Source organism: Streptomyces sp. SS8 (assembly GCF_054072955.1).
In genome coordinates this window covers 183,127-199,548 of record NZ_JBSVCZ010000001.1, presented here as the reverse complement: position 1 = coordinate 199,548, position 16,422 = coordinate 183,127, and the positions used below count along the sequence as shown (strand labels likewise).

14 protein-coding genes and 2 pseudogenes are annotated in these 16,422 nt (G+C 74.4%); 11 read left to right on the top strand and 5 right to left on the bottom strand.

Annotation, left to right across the window (positions count from 1 at the left end; all coding sequences use genetic code 11):
• Positions 1-157: 157 nt before the first annotated feature.
• Positions 158-1,282 (bottom strand): mechanosensitive ion channel family protein, encoded by a 1,125-nt coding sequence (locus ACW69E_RS00860; RefSeq protein ID WP_457496226.1) that lies wholly within the window; start codon positions 1,280-1,282, stop codon positions 158-160.
• A gap of 215 nt (positions 1,283-1,497) precedes the next feature.
• On the opposite strand from ACW69E_RS00860, the gene ACW69E_RS00855 reads away from it, so the two are divergent.
• Entirely contained in the window at positions 1,498-2,043 is a 546-nt protein-coding gene (locus ACW69E_RS00855) for an HNH endonuclease (protein WP_093849161.1), read from the top strand.
• Between the two features lie 53 nt (positions 2,044-2,096).
• On the opposite strand, the gene ACW69E_RS00850 is transcribed toward ACW69E_RS00855, so the two are convergent.
• Entirely contained in the window at positions 2,097-5,312 is a 3,216-nt protein-coding gene (locus ACW69E_RS00850; protein WP_457496225.1) for a beta-N-acetylglucosaminidase domain-containing protein, read from the bottom strand.
• 465 nt (positions 5,313-5,777) lie between these two features.
• On the opposite strand from ACW69E_RS00850, the gene ACW69E_RS00845 reads away from it, so the two are divergent.
• The 5 genes and pseudogenes from ACW69E_RS00845 (at position 5,778) to ACW69E_RS00825 (ending at position 9,158) form a co-directional block, all read left to right on the top strand.
• The gene (locus ACW69E_RS00845) at positions 5,778-6,041 is read left to right on the top strand and encodes a hypothetical protein (RefSeq protein WP_093849159.1); all 264 of its coding nucleotides are present in this window, start codon (positions 5,778-5,780) and stop codon (positions 6,039-6,041) included.
• Between the two features lie 38 nt (positions 6,042-6,079).
• Positions 6,080-8,326 carry a 4-alpha-glucanotransferase gene (gene malQ / locus ACW69E_RS00840; protein ID WP_457496224.1) on the top strand — a complete coding sequence of 749 codons (2,247 nt, stop codon included), beginning with the start codon at positions 6,080-6,082 and terminating at the stop codon, positions 8,324-8,326.
• A gap of 10 nt (positions 8,327-8,336) precedes the next feature.
• Positions 8,337-8,630: a hypothetical protein gene (locus ACW69E_RS00835; RefSeq protein WP_457496223.1), complete on the top strand. Its 294-nt coding sequence runs from the start codon at positions 8,337-8,339 to the stop codon at positions 8,628-8,630.
• 124 nt (positions 8,631-8,754) lie between these two features.
• Positions 8,755-8,967: pseudogene (locus ACW69E_RS00830) on the top strand (MFS transporter); the annotation flags it as partial.
• A gap of 11 nt (positions 8,968-8,978) precedes the next feature.
• Positions 8,979-9,158 carry a hypothetical protein gene (locus ACW69E_RS00825; RefSeq protein ID WP_457496222.1) on the top strand — a complete coding sequence of 60 codons (180 nt, stop codon included), beginning with the start codon at positions 8,979-8,981 and terminating at the stop codon, positions 9,156-9,158.
• A 43-nt stretch (positions 9,159-9,201) separates the two neighbouring features.
• Here the strand turns inward: ACW69E_RS00825 and ACW69E_RS00820 are convergent, their stop codons facing one another.
• A complete protein-coding gene (locus ACW69E_RS00820; RefSeq protein ID WP_457496394.1) occupies positions 9,202-9,303 on the bottom strand; it encodes a DUF397 domain-containing protein in 102 nt (33 codons plus the stop codon).
• Positions 9,304-9,501: 198 nt separating this feature from the next.
• Between ACW69E_RS00820 and ACW69E_RS00815 the strand changes: the two genes are divergently transcribed.
• The 3 genes from ACW69E_RS00815 (at position 9,502) to ACW69E_RS00805 (ending at position 11,611) form a co-directional block, all read left to right on the top strand.
• On the top strand, positions 9,502-9,963 hold the full coding sequence (locus ACW69E_RS00815) for an NUDIX hydrolase (protein ID WP_457496221.1): 462 nt from the start codon (positions 9,502-9,504) through the stop codon (positions 9,961-9,963).
• Between the two features lie 114 nt (positions 9,964-10,077).
• Complete coding sequence (locus ACW69E_RS00810; protein ID WP_457496220.1) at positions 10,078-10,242, top strand: hypothetical protein; 165 nt, start codon at positions 10,078-10,080, stop codon at positions 10,240-10,242.
• Positions 10,243-10,840: 598 nt separating this feature from the next.
• On the top strand, positions 10,841-11,611 hold the full coding sequence (locus ACW69E_RS00805) for a lytic polysaccharide monooxygenase (RefSeq protein ID WP_457496219.1): 771 nt from the start codon (positions 10,841-10,843) through the stop codon (positions 11,609-11,611).
• Between the two features lie 248 nt (positions 11,612-11,859).
• Here the strand turns inward: ACW69E_RS00805 and ACW69E_RS00800 are convergent, their stop codons facing one another.
• Together ACW69E_RS00800 and ACW69E_RS00795 are read right to left on the bottom strand one after the other, a co-directional pair.
• Entirely contained in the window at positions 11,860-13,026 is a 1,167-nt protein-coding gene (locus ACW69E_RS00800) for an endo-1,4-beta-xylanase (RefSeq protein WP_457496218.1), read from the bottom strand.
• 807 nt (positions 13,027-13,833) lie between these two features.
• Positions 13,834-14,067, bottom strand: coding sequence for a hypothetical protein (locus ACW69E_RS00795; RefSeq protein WP_457496217.1), 234 nt, complete (start codon positions 14,065-14,067; stop codon positions 13,834-13,836).
• Between the two features lie 120 nt (positions 14,068-14,187).
• Between ACW69E_RS00795 and ACW69E_RS00790 the strand changes: the two genes are divergently transcribed.
• Both ACW69E_RS00790 and ACW69E_RS00785 read left to right on the top strand, forming a co-directional pair.
• Complete coding sequence (locus ACW69E_RS00790; RefSeq protein WP_457496216.1) at positions 14,188-14,826, top strand: hypothetical protein; 639 nt, start codon at positions 14,188-14,190, stop codon at positions 14,824-14,826.
• Positions 14,827-15,027: 201 nt separating this feature from the next.
• Positions 15,028-16,376: pseudogene (locus ACW69E_RS00785) on the top strand (cation:proton antiporter domain-containing protein).
• Positions 16,377-16,422 lie beyond the last annotated feature (46 nt).

Here is a 16,422-nt window from a genome sequence, read left to right as displayed (position 1 = left end):
ACTGTAAGGAAGGTTTCCTGTCGTCCGACCGGGACACTAGGGCCCGCCTCCGGGCGGCGTCAACGGACGTGCCGGAGGCGGGCCTTCCCACCGTTCCACGCCTGCTCCTCCGCGCGGCTCCCCGCGCCTCTCCGCGGCTCCCCGCGCCTCCCGCGTCCTACCGGCGCGGCCCGCCGGGGCCCCGCCCGAGATCCCCCGGCTCCTTCACCAGGGCCCTGGCCGCCGCCCTGCCCGGTTCCCCGGTCAGGGCGTCCTTCACCGGGTCCACCGCCTCCTTCGCGGCGTCCGGCCCCTTCACCGCACCCTTCGCGGGCCCCTTCTCCAGCAGGACCCGGCCGGAGCCCCGCCCGCGGGCCGGCGCCCCCAGCTCCTCGTCCAGCCTGCGCAGGGCCGCCAGCGACTTCTCGTCCACCATCCGGATGCCCCGTGCGTCCAGCGCCCGCTTGACGCGCCAGCGCAGCTCGCGCTCCACCGGCAGCGCCTTGCCCGGCATCGTCTTGGCCGAGACGCGGACGACCATGGTGTCCAGCGTCACCGAGTTCAGGCCCAGCACCTCCACCGGCGCCCACAGGACCTCGTCCCACGGCGCGGAGGTCGACATCTCCTCGCCGGCCGAGGCGATCGCCGAGCGGACCTCCTCCACGTCCTCGTCGGAGCGGACCTCCACGTCCAGGGCGGCCGTCGCCCAGCCCTGGCTGAGGTTGCCGACCCGCTTGATCTCGCCGTTGCGCACATACCAGATCTCGCCGTCGTCGCCGCGCAGCTTGGTCACCCGCAGCCCGATCTCCAGGACGGTGCCGGTGGCCTCGCCCGCGTCGATGCGGTCGCCGACCCCGTACTGGTCCTCCAGCAGCACGAACATCCCGGTCAGCACGTCGGTGACCAGATTGCGCGCGCCGAAGCCGATCGCCACGCCCGCCACACCGGCACTGGCCAGCAGCGGGGCCAGGTCGATGCCGAGGGTGGACAGCACGATCAGCAGCGCCGTCCCCATGATCACGAAGGTGGTGACGCTGCGCAGCACCGAGCCGATGGCCTCCGTGCGCTGGCGCCGCCGCTCGGCGTTGACCAGCAGACCGCGCAGCGCGTTGCCGCTCGCCTCGGCCTCGGCGTTGCGGTTCATCCGGGCGATCAGCCGGGTGATGGCCCGTCTGACCACCGAGCGCAGCACGACGGCGATCGCCAGGATCAGCGCGATGCGCAGGCCGATGGCGAGCCAGGTCCCCCAGTTCTCCTCTATCCAGCCGGCGGTGTCGGTGGCGGTCCTGTGCGCCTCGCTCATGGAATCCACCCACAACACACTAACGGGGGACACCCCGCCGAACAGGCCGCGTCACCCGGGGTAGCGGCGGTACCAGGAGGGGGAGGAACAGCGTGTGGTCGAAAACACGCTCAGCGCGTTACGCGATCGTGGTGGCGCCGCCACCGGGGCGCGGGACACACTGGGGGAGATCGTCCCGGCGCGAGCCACGCGCCGCCGACGTACAAGGAGGCACCGTGCCGCACGTCCTGGTCCTCAACGCGTCGTACGAGCCGCTCGGCGTCGTACCGCTCCGCCGCGCGCTCATACTCGTCCTCAACGGCAAGGCGATCAGCCTGGAGGACTCCGGCGCCCTCATGCACAGCGCGACCCAGGCGATACCCGCCCCCAGCGTCGTCCGTCTCAAACGCTTCGTGCGCGTGCCCTTCCGGGGCACGGTGCCGCTCACCCGCCGCGCCCTGTTCGCCCGGGACGGCGGCAGGTGCGCGTACTGCGGTGGCGTCGCTACCAGCGTCGACCACGTCGTGCCGCGCAGCCGCGGCGGGCAGCACTCCTGGGAGAACGTCGTGGCGGCCTGCCGCCGCTGCAACCACGTCAAGGCCGACCGCCACGTGGCGGAGCTGGGCTGGCGCCTGCGCCACCAGCCCGCCCCGCCCAGCGGCCTGGCCTGGCGGATCATCGGCACGGGGCACCGCGACCCGCGCTGGCTGCCGTATCTGCGGCCCTACGGCGCGGACGACGCCCTCGCCCGGATCGAGGGCAGAACGACGACACCGGCCTGAGATCCGGGCGTTCTCCGTACGGGGCCGGGGACGGCCCCGTACCCGGTGTGCCCCTACTCCCGCTCCTGCTGCTCCCGCTCCGCCTCCCGCACGGCGTACGCCTCCACGGACCACAGCGAGACACCGAACCGGGTCGCCCGCTCGTCGGCCACGATCCGCACGTAGCGGGTGCCGGCGGGCGCGTCCATCCGCACCGTCTCCCGGCCGCCGCGACCGTCGCGGACGGTCGCGGCCGTGCTCCAGGCCCTGCCGTCGGCGGACACCTGGACGCGGTAGCGGGAGGCGTACGCGTCCTGCCAGCGCAGCCGCACCTCGCCGATCCGGGCCGGGCGGTCCAGCTCCACCCGCAGCCACTGGCCGTCCTCGGCCGGGGAGGACCAGCGGGTGTCCGGATCGCCGTCGGTGGCCGCCGAGGCGGGGAAGTCCTCGGTCTCGTCGGCCGAGGAGCCGGTCCTCGCGCCCCGGGCCAGGTCCGGCCCGCCGGTGGGCGGGTAGGCGCGCACCGTCAGCGTCCGCCGCAGGCTCTCGCCCTCGGCGGTGAGGGTGACCGGGATCCGGTACGTGCCCGGCCGCACGTCCTTCCCGGCGCTGACCTCGATCCGCGGGGCCGCCGGCACGCCGCGCCGGAGCGTGACCCGGCGCGGTGCCCGCACCGTGAAGCCCTCCGGCGCCCGTACGGTCAGCCTGCCGCGCACGTCGGTGTGCCGGTGACCGGTCAGCCGGGCCCCGACGGCGGCGGGCTCGCCGCCGATGACGGCGTTGGCCTCCTCGCGGGAGAGCTCCAGCCCGGCGCCCGGGGAGTCCGAGTACCAGGGCGTCAGCTCGTGGATCACCGGCGCCTTCGAACCGTCCTGCCAGGCCAGCCGTACGGCGTCCGCCCGCAGACCGCCGGTGTCCACCTCCGTCCAGCCCTTCTCGGAGAGCGCGCCCAGCCGCCTCCAGCCCTCGCCCGGCACATGCGCCTCGACGGCGGCGCGGGTGCCCTCGCCCGGCTCGGACTGGACGGTGACGGCCGCCAGGGAGCGTTCCCGGGGCAGCCGCAGCACCAGCTCGTCACCGCTGCCATCGTCTCCTCCACCGCCTTCGGGGGCGGGCACCTCGGCGGCGCGGAAGGCGGTGGCGGGGTCGCCGTCGGCGGCGTGCTCCGGCGGGGAGCCGGGCAGCGGCGCGGGGCCGCCCCGCACCCGCTCCCCGGAGCGCTCGGCCTTCTTCTTCGCCCCGCCGCTCGCGCCGGACCAGTCGTCGGCGGCCTTCAGCGCCCGGTCCACGAAGGCGGGCAGCACGTCCTCGCCGACCGTCACCCCGCTCTCGCGGGCTTCGGAGCGCAGCCGCTGGAGTTCCAGCCGCGCCTTCCACGCCCCGGCGCCGTCCCCGCGCCGCTGGGCGGCCAGCATGTCCAGCGCGTACCGGCCGGCCCGCCCGTAGCGGGCGAGCTGCCGCACCCAGGGGCGCATCTCCTCGCTCAGGGCGCCGCCGGCGACACCGGCCAGGTTCTCCGGGGACTCGCGCAGCACGGCGAAGGCGTCGCGCAGCCGGTCGGACGCGGCGGCGAACTCCTCGTCGTCCTCGCCCTCGCGGGCCTTCCAGAAGGCGTCGAGCAGCGGGGCGAGGTAGGCGGACTCCTCCTCGTCGAGCACCGAGGAGGAGTTGTTGGCGGCCAGGGCGTGCAGTGCCTCGCGGGCCCGCTCCCCGGAGCGCCCGGCCTCCTTCTCCCCGCCGCCCGTCGCGGCCAGGTCCTCGACGGCCGCCTCCCAGGACTCCCGCGGCCGGTAGCCGCGCGGGTTCCAGGCATAGTCGGCGACGGTGAACAGCGGCAGACGGGAGGCCGTCGCCTGCTCCATGGCGTTGGCCAGCAGTGCCGCCGAGCGGTTGGCGACGGCCGGTTCCCGGCCGGTGTAGGGGCCCAGGAAGACGCGGTCGCCGGCGTAGTCGTTGACCGGGTAGTTGTCCATGGTGACCAGCGGGTGGCGGAAGACGGTGCGGGCCTGGGCCAGCTCGCCGCCGGTGATGGCGGCGGGCACGACCCCCACTCCCGTCCAGGCCACCTCCACGTCCGGGTCCAGCTTCTCCGCCAGCGCGCCGCGGTACTCGGTGGGGCCGTCCTGGTAGAACTCCGTCGGCAGCACCGACAGCGGCACCGCGTCGCGGCCGAAGCCGTACCGCTTCGCCAGATGCGCCGCCACCTCGTTGGCCAGCTCCGCGTGGGCGGTGGCCGCGGCCTTCGGCCCCGTGCCGTAGCGCTCGGCGTCGGCGTCGCAGTGCCACTCGGTGTAGCTGGCGTCCTCGAAGCGGAGCTGGAACGCCCGCACCCCCAGGGCCGCCATGGCGTCGATCTTGCGCAGCAGGGCCCTGCGGTCGCCCTCGGAGGCCAGGCACATCGACTGCCCCGGTGAGACGGCCCAGCCGAGCACCACGTGGTTGCGCCGGGCGCGCTCGGCGAGCTCGCGGAACTGCGCGCGCCGCTCGGCGGGGTAGGGCTCGCGCCAGCGCGACTGGCGGAAGGCGTCGTCGCCGGGGGCGTACAGATAGCGGTTCTGCTTGGTGCGGCCCATGAAGTCCAGGTGGGCCAGCCGCTCGCGGTGCGGCCAGGCCTCGCCGTAGAAGCCCTCCGTGGTGCCGCGCACCGGCGAGGCGGGCCAGTCGCGTACGACGGCCCCGGTGATCCGCGCCCCGTCCTCGCCGCTGCTCACCAGCTGCCGCAGCGTCTGCGCGGCGTGGAACAGCCCGTCCGGGCCGACGCCCGACAGCGCCACCGTGCCGTCCGGCCCGTCCACGCCGTCCGCCCGGCCGGCCGCCAGCCGGTAGCCGCCCGCGGGCAGGTCGCCGCGCTCGGGCGCGCCCAGGGCGCGCAGCGCCCGCTCGGCGGCCCGGTCGCCGGCGCGCACCACCAGCCCCCGGGCGCGCGCCTCCTCACCCGGGCGCACGGTGCGCACCTCGCGTGCCCCGGCCGCGCGCAGGATGTCGCGGACGGTGTCGAGGGCGTACGGGTCGGCGTCCTCGTCGGCGACGAGCAGCACCTCCCGGCCGACGGGCACGGCCGGGCCGCGCGTGCGCAGGGACTGGGGGCGCGGCCACACACCGGGGGCGCCGTCCAGGCGGACACGGTCGTCCGGCCCCGCGGCGTCCCGCGCCGGCTCCCCGGCCGCCCTGTCCCGCGGTGGCTCCGAGTGTGCGGCCGGTGCGCCGCCGAGCAGTCCGCCGAGGACGGCCGCGACCAGTGCCGTCGCACCGGTCCGGCGCACGGCGCGGCCATGCGTCGCGTGGTTCACGTGTTCCTCAGGCCCCTCTCGACCCGTTCCCCGACCCGTCTCCCGGCTCGTTCCTCCGCCCGGCCCCGCCCCGACCGGGAGCGGCTCTCATGCCGGGCAGCGGACCCACCGGTAGGTAACGAGCCCATCACCGACGTGGTGAAGGTGTCAACGACAGGGGCCGAAGCGCCCGGTTTGTCGACCGGTGCGGACGATGCCGGCCATCGCCGGACGCGGCCGGCCACCGTCCGGACACGGCGGGCCCGAAGCCCTGCCGGGCGGGCGGGCATCCCGCGAGGGGCGGTAAATCTTGGCCGAGATGCCCGCTTTGCTCGAATGCCCTACGCTGACAGGCGCATCGCACCGCGAAATCATCGGTGATGGGACTGTGAGCCATCTCACGTTTGTTCCGCCGAAAGTGTCTGGGCTCCGCCTCAGTGGGTAGGGCCCTGATGTCCGACCGACAGCAACGAACGGAGGCCCCCCGTGGCCGCGTCCGCTGAACTCCTCACCCCCCTCCCCCTGTTTCCCAAACAGGGGCAGGAGCCGATCGACCTGTCCGGAGTCTCCGACCCCGACTCCGGCCTGGACGGCTCCTGCTCCTGGGACTACGCCGAGACACCGCTGACCAGCGAACCACCCCTCGCCGACGCCGCCCCGCTCACCAGTGAGCCGCCGCTGGCCGCCGAGCTCCCGCTGACCAGCGAACCGGCCGGGGTGGGATACGGAACGGATTCCGCGGAGATCTAGACCCGGGAGAGCCCAGGGGGAGAGCGGAGGAAGTTCCCATGAGCCGACTGGCGCGACTGGCCGCGGCGCACGGAGTCTGCACCTCCTACGACCCGGCCCCGGGCCGTACGGTCCGGGTGCCCGACGAAACGATCGTCGAAGTGCTCGCCGCACTGGGCGTCGACGCCTCCACCCCGGACGCCGTACACGACGCCCTGGCGCGCCACGCGCGCCAGGAGGCGGCCCGGCTGCTGCCCCCCACCGTCGTCGTACGTGCCGCCCACCGCGGCGGCTCCTCCCCGCCCGCCGCCTCCGCGCCCGTCGTCCGCGGCGGCGCCCCCCCGCTCCCCGACGGCACCGCCCTGAGGGTCGAGACGGAGGACGGCCGCACCCTGGACTGGGGAGCGGACCCGGACGCCGACGGCGAGCGGCTCCCCCTGGGCTGCCACACCCTCCACGCCGAGGCCCCCGACGGCCGCACCGCGAGCGCCGTCCTGATCGTCGCCCCGGACCGCTTCCCGGCCGTGCGGGGCCGCTCCTTCGGCCTGCTCGTCCAGCTCTACTCGCTGCTGTCCTCGCGCTCGTGGGGCATGGGCGACCTGGCCGACCTGGCCGACCTCGCCGCCTGGTCCGGGCGCGCGACCGGAGCCGACTTCATCCAGCTCAACCCCCTGCACTCGGCCGTGCCCGCCGCCGAGGGCGAGAGGGTGGACCCCTCCCCCTACCGCCCCTCGTCGCGGCGCTTCGCCGACCCGGTCCACCTGCGGATCGAGGAGATCCCCGAGTACGCCTACCTGCGCGGCGAGGCCCGCGCGAAGGCGAACGAGCTGCTGGCCCAGGCCGCCGAACTGCGTGAGGCCACCCTCGCCAAGGACGGGATGATCGACCGCGACGCGGTGTGGTCGCTCAAGCGCCGCGCCCTGGAGCTGGTGCGCACCGTCCCCCTCGGCCCCGGCCGCCACGTCGCCTACTGCGACTTCCTCGCCGAGCAGGGCCAGGCCCTGGAGGACCACGCCGTCTGGTGCGCCCTGGCCGAGGTCCACGGGCCCGACTGGCGCTCCTGGCCCGCCGGCCTGGACGATCCCCGCTCGGCCGCCACCGCCCGCGCCCGCGGCGAACTGCTGGACCGGGTGGACTTCCACACCTGGCTGGCCTGGCTCACCGACGCCCAGCTCGCCCGCGCCCAGCGCACTGCCCGCGACGCGGGCATGTCCATCGGCCTGGTGCACGACATGGCCCTGGGCGTCCACCCCTCCGGAGCCGAGGCCTGGGCGCTGAAGGACTTCCTGGCCACCGGCATGTCCATCGGCGCCCCGCCCGACGCCTTCAGCCCGCACGGCCAGGACTGGGGCCTGCCGCCCTGGAACCCGGGCGCGCTGGCCGCCTCCGGCTACGCCCCCTACCGTGCGCTGCTGCGCGGACTGCTGCGGCACACCGGCGGCCTGCGCATCGACCATGTGATGGGCCTGTTCCGGCTGTGGTGGATCCCCGAGGGCCGCCCGCCCACGGAGGGCGCGTACGTGCGCTACGACGCCGAGGCCATGCTCGGAGTGCTCGCCCTGGAGGCGTACCGCGCCGGGGCGGTCGTCGTCGGCGAGGACCTGGGCACCGTCGAGCCGGGCGTGCGCGGTGAACTGGCCGGGCGCGGAGTGCTGGGCACCTCCGTGCTGTGGTTCGAGCGCGACTACGACCACATCCGCACCCCCAACCACGAGGTCCCCCAGCCGCTCGAGCCGCAGGACTGGCGCGCCGACTGCCTGGCCACCGCCACCACCCACGATCTGCCCAGCACCGCCGCCCGCCTCAGCGGCGACCACGTCGCGCTGCGCGGCGGCCTCGGCCTGCTGTCCGGCCCGCTCGCCGAGGAGCAGGCCCGGGACGCCATGGAGACCGCCGAGTGGATCTCCCATCTGACCCGCCTGGACCTGCTGCCGGAAGGACCGGGCGAGGAGGAGAGCGAGATCCGGGGCCTGTACCGGTTCCTGGCCCGCACCCCCGCGAAGATGCTCGGCGTCTGGCTGCCCGACGGCGTCGGCGACCGGCGCCCGCAGAACGTGCCGGGCACCTGGGACCAGTACCCCAACTGGCGGCTGCCCGTCGCCGACGGCGACGGCAGGCCCGTCACCCTGGAGGAGCTGGTCACCTCGCCCCGGCTGCGCGACCTGCTGGAGACGGTGTACGAGGAGTTGCACGGGCCGCGCGAGCGCCGCATCCCGGCTCCCGGGCAGCACGGGGGGCAGCACGAGGAGAGCCACGCCGAGCCCGAAGACCACCCTGGACGCGTGACGACCGGAGACGTTCGCTAGCGTTGACCTCGTGGACAACAAGGTCAACGAGAACGTCAGGAGCGCCGGCACCGCCGTGCGCGCCGGATTCGTCACCGCCCTCACCGCGCTGACGCTGCTGGTCGCCTCCCCCTCCGCGCTCGCCCTCTACCGCGACGACGGCGACGACCCGGGCACCGGCCTGAGCGTGGTGGAGACCCTCGGCCTGTACGTCGTGGCGCCCGTCGCCCTGTTCGCGATCATCGCCGCGCTGGTGATGGTCGGCGACAAGTCCTCCCGCAAGAGCGGTCAGGTCGCCGGCCGCCAGGAGCCCAACCGCGGCTGACCCGCGGCCGGCCCTCCCCCGGCACATCGCGGCGCGTCGTGGCGGGGCTCCCGGACACCGGGCCGGCCCTCACCGGCCCACCCGGTGGCCGGCCGGTCCGACTGGCCCGGCGAGCCGACCGCCGATTGGCGCTGCCGGCAGGGCCGGGCGGCTGGCACTGGCCCAACTGATCAACTCCGTCGGCGACGGCGCGTACTACGTCTGCTCCGCGCTGTACTTCACCCGTGTCGTCGGCCTGTCCGCGACCGAGGTCGGTCTCGGCCTCACCGTCGGCTGGGCGGCCGGCGCGGTGGCGGGCGTACCCCTGGGCCATCTGGCCGACCGGCGCGCGGCACGGCCGCCGCCCGCATGCTCGGCCCGCTGCCGCTGCCGCTGCCGCTGCCGCTGACCTGGCTGGTCCTGGGCGGCGGCCCGCTCGGCTGGCTCGCCCTGGGCGCGGCCTTCCTCGCCGCCTCCTGGGCCATGGGCCCGGCGGTCCGCCTGGCGGCGGCCTCCCGGCCCGCCACCGGTGCCGCCGTCGGCCCGTAACCGGCCGCGACCGCGCCGTAAGGCGCGGGGCCGGCGCGGGCTGTCAGATCATGCCGCCCTTGACCGCCGTCACGAGGGCGGACCGGCCGACGTCCGGGAGGACCGGCGCGGGCCCCTCGGGGGTCTTGCTGTCGCGGACGGGTATGACGCCGGGGAAGCCGTCGGCGAACTCGACGCGGTGTTCTTGTCCGCCCGTGTTCCCCGGCCCGGCCGCAGCAACGCGGTTGAGCCGGTCCCCGCCGGACGGTCGCCCTGTGGCACCGTGACCGGTGATCCACCACGCCGACGCCCGTATCGCGGCCTTCGCCGGGGCCGCCCGTCACCGCGAGGATCTTCCGACCCGATGAACGCCTCCGTCGACACCGCCCTTCTGGACGACCTCCTGCGTACCGCCGCCGCCGATGGCGTCGCCAGACACGTGGTGGGCGCAGTCGTCGCCGACGCGGACGGCAGGGTCCTGCTGCTGCACCGCCCTGCGGACGACTACCTCGGCGGTCTGTGGGAGCTGCCAAGCGGCGGTGTCGAGGACGGCGAGAGCCTCGCCGAGGCGCTGTGCCGCGAGGTCGGGGAGGAGACCGGACTGGAGGTCACCGCCGTCGGCGCCTACCTCGGCCACTTCGACTACCTGTCGAAAAGCGGCAGGCCGACCCGGCAGTTCAACTTCACCGCCACCGTTGCCGACGGGGCGGCAGTCACGCTGACCGAGCACGACGAGTATCTGTGGACCGACCGCGAGCAGCAGGAGAGGACCAGCGGCGCCGTCCGGGGAGTCCTGGCCGCCTGGCGGGGACAGGGCGCCGTCTGAGCCTTGGCCCGCCCGTGCGGACGTGTACCCGCCTGGCGTTCCCATGGTGGACGAGACACGGGTTGTTCCGCCGGGTCCTCGCGACGCCGATGCAGTGGGTGCAGGATGCGCCACATGGTTGCTCTGCGGATTCGCGATGCACCGGAGGAAGTCAGGGACGCCCTGATCGCCCGCGCACGGGAGAGGGGGCAGTCCCTCCAGGCGTTTCTGTTGTCCCTGATGGTGGGAGAAGCGTCGTTCAGCAGGAACCTCGATCTTCTCAGGGAGATCGAGAGCTGACCGGAAGGCGATGATGCGACCGCCGAGGATGCGATGGCGGCGCATGATGCGGCCCGTTGCGCCCCGTCAGCGGCTGGGCAGGCCGACCGTTCTCGGACGCATCGTGAAGGTGGTACCGCGTGATCGTGGCGGACGGGCCGCTTGCGGACCGGTGACCGCCGATGCGCTTCCGGGTCGCTCGAACGGGAAGGCGCGAGCCACGCGGGATGTGTACGCGGAGGGTGAGGGGCCTGCGTTTGCCGGCCGATCGGTTTGGGGCCTCGTGGAGTCGGCGGGGCCGCGGTGGGGTTCGAAGTCGGCCTTGTCGGCCGGAAGTTCGCTCTGTTCAAACCCTTGACCGAGGACAGTCCGCCGCTAAGGTCTAGACCTGAGCACCTCAGGTCTAGACCTCAGGTCAGCCTCTGTCCTCGTCCCACGGCGTTGTCCGTGTGAGGGCACGGTGCGTGGACGGTGATGCCCATCGCGGCATCCGGTGCGTCCGCGCACCCGCGCCACCCGGCGGGGCGGCGCGACCGGAACGGCGTACGCGCCGTACCCCACCCGGTCGCGCCGGGCTTCCGGGCGGCGGCCTCGACGACACCGAAGAAAGTGGAATGGCATGAACACGAAGAAGCGAGTGGCTCTTGCGCTCGGCGCGATGGTCGCCCCCCTGCTCGCCGTCAGCCTCCCGGCCGGTACGGCCAACGCCCACGGCTGGGTGACCGACCCCGGCAGCCGCCAGGACCAGTGCGCCGAGGGCGTCGTCAGCTGCGGCCAGATCTCGTACGAGCCGCAGAGCGTCGAGGGACCGAAGGGGCTCAAGAGCTGCAGCGGCGGCAACGAGCAGTTCGCCGAGCTCGACGACGACAGCAAGGCCTGGCGGGTCACGCCGGTCGGCTCCTCGCACACCTTCACCTGGAGCCTGACGGCACGCCACGCCACCGACACCTGGCAGTACTTCATCGGCGACCGGAAGATCGCCGAGTTCGACGGCAACCGCGCGCAGCCGCCCTCGCAGGTCAGCCACCAGCTCAACTTCGGCGGCCTCACCGGCCGCCAGAAGGTCCTCGCGGTGTGGAACGTGGCGGACACCGCCAACGCCTTCTACGCCTGCATCGACGTCAACATCGGCGGCGCGGGCGGCGGTGACGGCGGCGGCGACGGCGGCGGTGACGGCGGCGGCGACGGCGGCGGTGACGGTGGTGGCGACGGCGAGCCGGGCGCCTGCGCCTCGCCGGCCTGGGGCTCCAGGGACGTGTACACCGGCGGTGACACCGTCACCCACGACGGGCACACCTGGCGCGCCAAGTGGTGGACGCAGGGCGAGGAGCCCGGCGCCACCGGCGAGTGGGGCGTCTGGGAGGACCTCGGAGCCTGCGCGGCCGGGTGATCCGGTGATCCGTGCGATCCGGTGACCGCATGACGCGAAAGGGCCGGCGCACCCCGCTGGGGCGTGCGCCGGCCCTTTCGCTTTCCCGCCGCGTCGTCAGCCGATGACGTGCGCCGGGTCGCGCGGCCGGACTTCCTGGCGGCCGCCGCCGCCCGCGGAAGGGGCGGCGACGGGCCCGGGGGGAACCCTCGGCTCATCCGTCGCGGACGGCCGGCGGTGAGTGGACGCGGCAGGCGCGGCGGGCGCGCTCAGCGGCGCTTCTTGTGGTCCTCCTTCCACTGCTCCCACTTGGCGTCCTTCAGGGACGAGCGCAGGGCGTAGAAGGCGGGCTTGCGCTTGAAGTCCTCGGTCATGACCGTCGCCGAGCCCTCGCCCTCGAAGAACACCGGCACCCAGGAGTACTTGTCGGTGAAGCCCCAGATGGTGAAGGAGTTGCACTCCTCGACCGCCAGGCACGCCTCCAGCACCCGCTGGTACCAGTCGGCCTGCTGCTTCTGCTGCGCGGCGGTGGGCTTGCCGCTCTCGGGCAGGTCCATGCGGATGTCCAGCTCGGTGACGGCCGTCTCCAGGCCGAGGTCGTCGAACCGCTGGAGGTTCTGCTGGAGGTCGCCCGGGAAGCCGTAGCGCATGCTCAGGTGCGCCTGCACGGAGAAGCCGTGCACGGGCACGCCCTGCGCGAGCAGCTCCTGGCTGAGCTCGTAGTAGGCGTCGCTCTTGGCGTTGTCGCTCTCCACGTTGTAGTCGTTGAAGAACAGCCTCGCCTCCGGGTCGGCCTCGTGGGCCCAGTGGAAGGCGTCGGCGATGATCTCCGGCCCGAGCTCGCGGATCCAGATGTTGTCCTGGGTGCGCAGGTTGCCCTGGTCGTCGAAGATCTCGTTGGCCACGTCCCACTGCTGGATCTTGCCCTTGTAGCGGCCGACCACGGTGGTGATGTGCTCGCGCAGGATCTCGCGCAGCTCCTCCTTGGAGAAGTCGCCCTGCTCCAGCCACTCGGGGTTCTGGCTGTGCCACAGCAGCGTGTGGCCGCGCACGACCTGCCGGTTGCGCTCGGCGAACTCGACGATGGCGTCGGCCGCCTCGAAGTCGTAGGTGTTCCGCTCGGGGTGGATGAACTCCCACTTCATCTGGTTCTCGGGGGAGACCGAGTTGAACTGCTGCCCGAGGATCTTCCGGTACTTCCGGTCGTGGGTGAACGGGTCCGGGTAGTCCTGCTCGAGGTGGTGGCCGCCGCCCGCCACGGCGGTGCCCACGTAGAACCCCTTGGGAGCGGCCTCGCGAAGCCGGTCGAACTTGGCGTTGGAGTGCGGTGCGGCCTCCCGGTCGGCGGGCGGGGCGGCCGTGGCCGAGGTCACCACCAGGGGCAGGGACAGTGCGGCCGCGGTGAGTGCGGCGGTGGCGATGCGAACGGGTCTCATCGGAGGGCTCCCATTTTCGGTCGACCTTTTCAAAGTTTCCGGAAAGTTTCCGGACGCTTGGTTCAGGGACGCTAAGTGCCGTTCGGCCGGGGCGTCAATACCCGTGCACCACCGCGTTCGCCGACGCGTTCGCCGACACCGTTCCGCGCACCCGTGAGCCGGGTGGGGCGGACGAGGCGTGGAGGTGCGGAGAAGCACGGGAACGCGCGCGGCACCGGAGGCTCGGTGCATGGTCGCCGAACGCGCGTACGCACACGTGGAGTCGTACGACGGCGGGGAACGGCCCCGGTCCCTCCTCCGCGTGCAGGCGCTCCCGAGGGACGGGCCGGGCCTCACCGCGCCGGTGACGTTCCCGGTGGGCGGGAACGGCCCGGGGAGGTTCACGCCGGTCGAGGCCCTGGCCGGAGGGCTTCGGCCCGGATCCCGGGGGCTGGCGCCACTGGCGCTGCGCGAGCGCGCGTGCCGGGTCGGAGCCGGGGGAGCGGATACGGTTCGGCGCGGCGAGGCCGTTCGCGTCCTGCCTGGAAGCAGCCGGCCACATCGGCCGGTCGGCCGGGAGCGGAGGCCGGGGCGTCCGCGCCACCGCTCCTCGCTGCTGACCGCGCCGCCGGGCGCGGAGGTCGTCGGGGCCGGCGAGCACGGCCCGCGCCGGACGGCCCGGGACGGACTCGCCCCGGTCGGCCACCGGCGCCGCCACCTGGCAGACCCCGGGGCCTGTCCGCGGTACGTCCTGGGCCGAGGGCCGCCCCCGGGGCGCTCCCCAGGCGCTCTCCGCCGGGGGCCGGCACGCCCGGTGGGCGGCCGTGCCTAGTGGGCGACCATCCCGTGCTCGGGCCAGGTGCCGGAGGTGTGATGGGTGCGGGCGATCCTGCGGACCGTGGCGAGGAAACCGAAGGTCTCCCCGCCCTCGTCCGGTTCGGCCCCGTAGGTCGCCTTGTCCAGGGTCATGGCCCGGTCCATCTCCTCGGGACGCCCGCCGAACGCGTAGCGCACGGTGGAGGCGTCCTCGGAGAGCTTGCGGTAGTAGACGAGTATCGCCATCGGCGCCGTTCCTCCCGAGTTTCCCCCGGCATCCTGGCCCACCGCCACGTCGGGCGCAACGCCCTTTCCACCCGCCCCGGGCGGCGCCGGTGTCGGCGTGACATGCGAACATGCCTCGCCATGGACCTGTCCTCGCTCATCGCACGGCTTGAGCTCCCGCCGCCGTCGACGGACTTCGGCCGACCCGACGCGCCCGAGCCCGTCCCCGTCGACTGGGACGCGGTCGAGAGCCGACTGGGGCTGAGGCTGCCCGCCGACTACAGGGAGCTGGTCTCCGCCCTCGGGCCGCTGGAGATCGGCGGGCGACTGTGGCTGCGCACGCCGTGCGAGCGGGAGGGCGGTTACGAGTACGGGGACTGGCTGTGGGAGACCCACCGGGAGTGCCGCATCTCCTCCCGCCGGGCCCTGCGGCGGGAGCCGCCGCCCTTCCACCCCGAGCCCGGCGGACTGCTGGCCTGGGGCGATACGCGAGAGGGCGTCAGACTGCTCTGGGACACAGGGGCGTTCGGCGACCCCGACCGGTGGCCGGTCGTCGTGTTCGACGCCGAGACCGCCCGGCGCGGTGACGATCCGTGGCACGGCTGCGGGACGACGCTGGCGCAGACCCTGGCGGCGCTGCTGACCACCGGGATCCGGCTGCCCGGCGGCAGGACGCTGGGGCCGCTGCCGCCCACCGCGCACCGTCCCGCCTTCCTGGTCGGCGCCCGCCCCTGGAGGCCGCCCGAGCCCGAGCCCGGACCGGGGGGCCGGATGCGCTGATCCGGCCCGTACCGCCGCCGTGGGCCGGGCCCCGGCGACGGTGCCCGGCCGCCCTGCGGGCGCGCGACCCGGCGGCAGGGCCTCCTCCGGACACCGAACGGCACCGCCCGTTGCTCGAGGTCACTGTCATGGCCTGCGGTTTCACGGGTATCCGGGCTGCGGTGCCGTCCGGTACGGCGACGCGGCGGAAAGGACTGTGCGGTGACGATCGGCGACGGTGTGTTCGCCTGGCTGGGAGTGGCGGCGCTGGGCGCCGCCGTGCTGCCGCGCGTGGTGGCCGGGCGGCGGCCGCTGTCGTTGCCCCTGGTCTTCATGCTCTGCGGCATCGGCGTGTACCTGCTGCCGCTGCCGCTGCCCGCCGTCGACCCGGTGGACGACCGGCTGCTGGTGGAGCACGCCACCGAGATCTGTGTGATCGTCTCGCTGATGGGCGCCGGGCTGGCCCTCGACCGGCCCGTCGGCCTGCGGCGCTGGGCCGCGACCTGGCGGCTGCTGGGCATCACGATGCCGCTGACCGTGGTGTGCACCGCCGGCGTGGCGTGGTGGCTGCTGGACTGGCCGCCGGCCGCCGCGCTGCTGCTGGCCGCCGTCCTGGCGCCGACCGATCCGGTGCTGGCCTCGGAAGTACAGGTGGGCGAGCCCACCGGGGAGGAGCACGGTGAGGACGAGGTGCGGTTCGCCCTCACCAGCGAGGCCGGTCTGAACGACTGAACGACGGGCTCGCCTTCCCCCTGACGTACGCGGCCGTGGCGCTGGCCGCCGCCGCGGGCGCCGGATGGTCGGCCGACTGGGTCGGCTCGTGGGCGCTGAACGAGTTGGCGTACAAGTGCGTGGTCGGCGTGCTGGGCGGACTGCTGGTCGGACGCCTGCTGGGCAGGCTGTTCTTCCGCGCCCGCTCGAAGGTGCTGCGCCTGTCCCATCACCGGGAGGGTTTCGTCGCCCTGGGCGCCACCTTCCTCTCCTACGGGGTGACCGAGCTCGTCGGCGGCTACGGCTTCCTCGCCGTGTTCACCACCGCCTGCGCGATCCGGGCGGCCGAGCGCGCCCACGGCTACCACAACGTCCTGCACGACTTCGTGGAGCAGGTCGAGCGCCTGCTCACCGTGGGGCTGCTCTTCCTGCTGGGCGCCTTCGTCGCCCTGGGCGGTCTCGCCCCGCTGACCTGGCGGGGCGCCCTCGCCGCGCTGGCGGTGCTGCTGGTGGTACGGCCGCTGGCCGGGTGGGCGGGCCTGTTGGGCGGCCGGATGGAGCGCCGGGAGCGTCTGGTGGTCGCGGGCTTCGGCATCCGGGGCATCGGCTCGCTGTACTACCTGGCCTACGCCCTGGGGCAGACGGAGTTCCCGGTGCCGCAGGAGGAGTTGTGGGCGGTGGTGACGTTCACCGTGCTGGCCTCGGTGGTGCTGCACGGCGTCACGGCGGGACCGGTGATCGCCGGGCTCGACCGGCTGCGGGGCTCCGCGGAAGCCGCGTCCGGGGCCGCGTCCGGGTCCGAGTCCGGGGAGGAGCGACGGCGCGAGGACGGGCCCTCCCCCGACCGGTCCGCCGTGTGACGGGCCGGAGGGCGGTCCGGCCGGCGCGGAACAGGGGTCCTCCTCC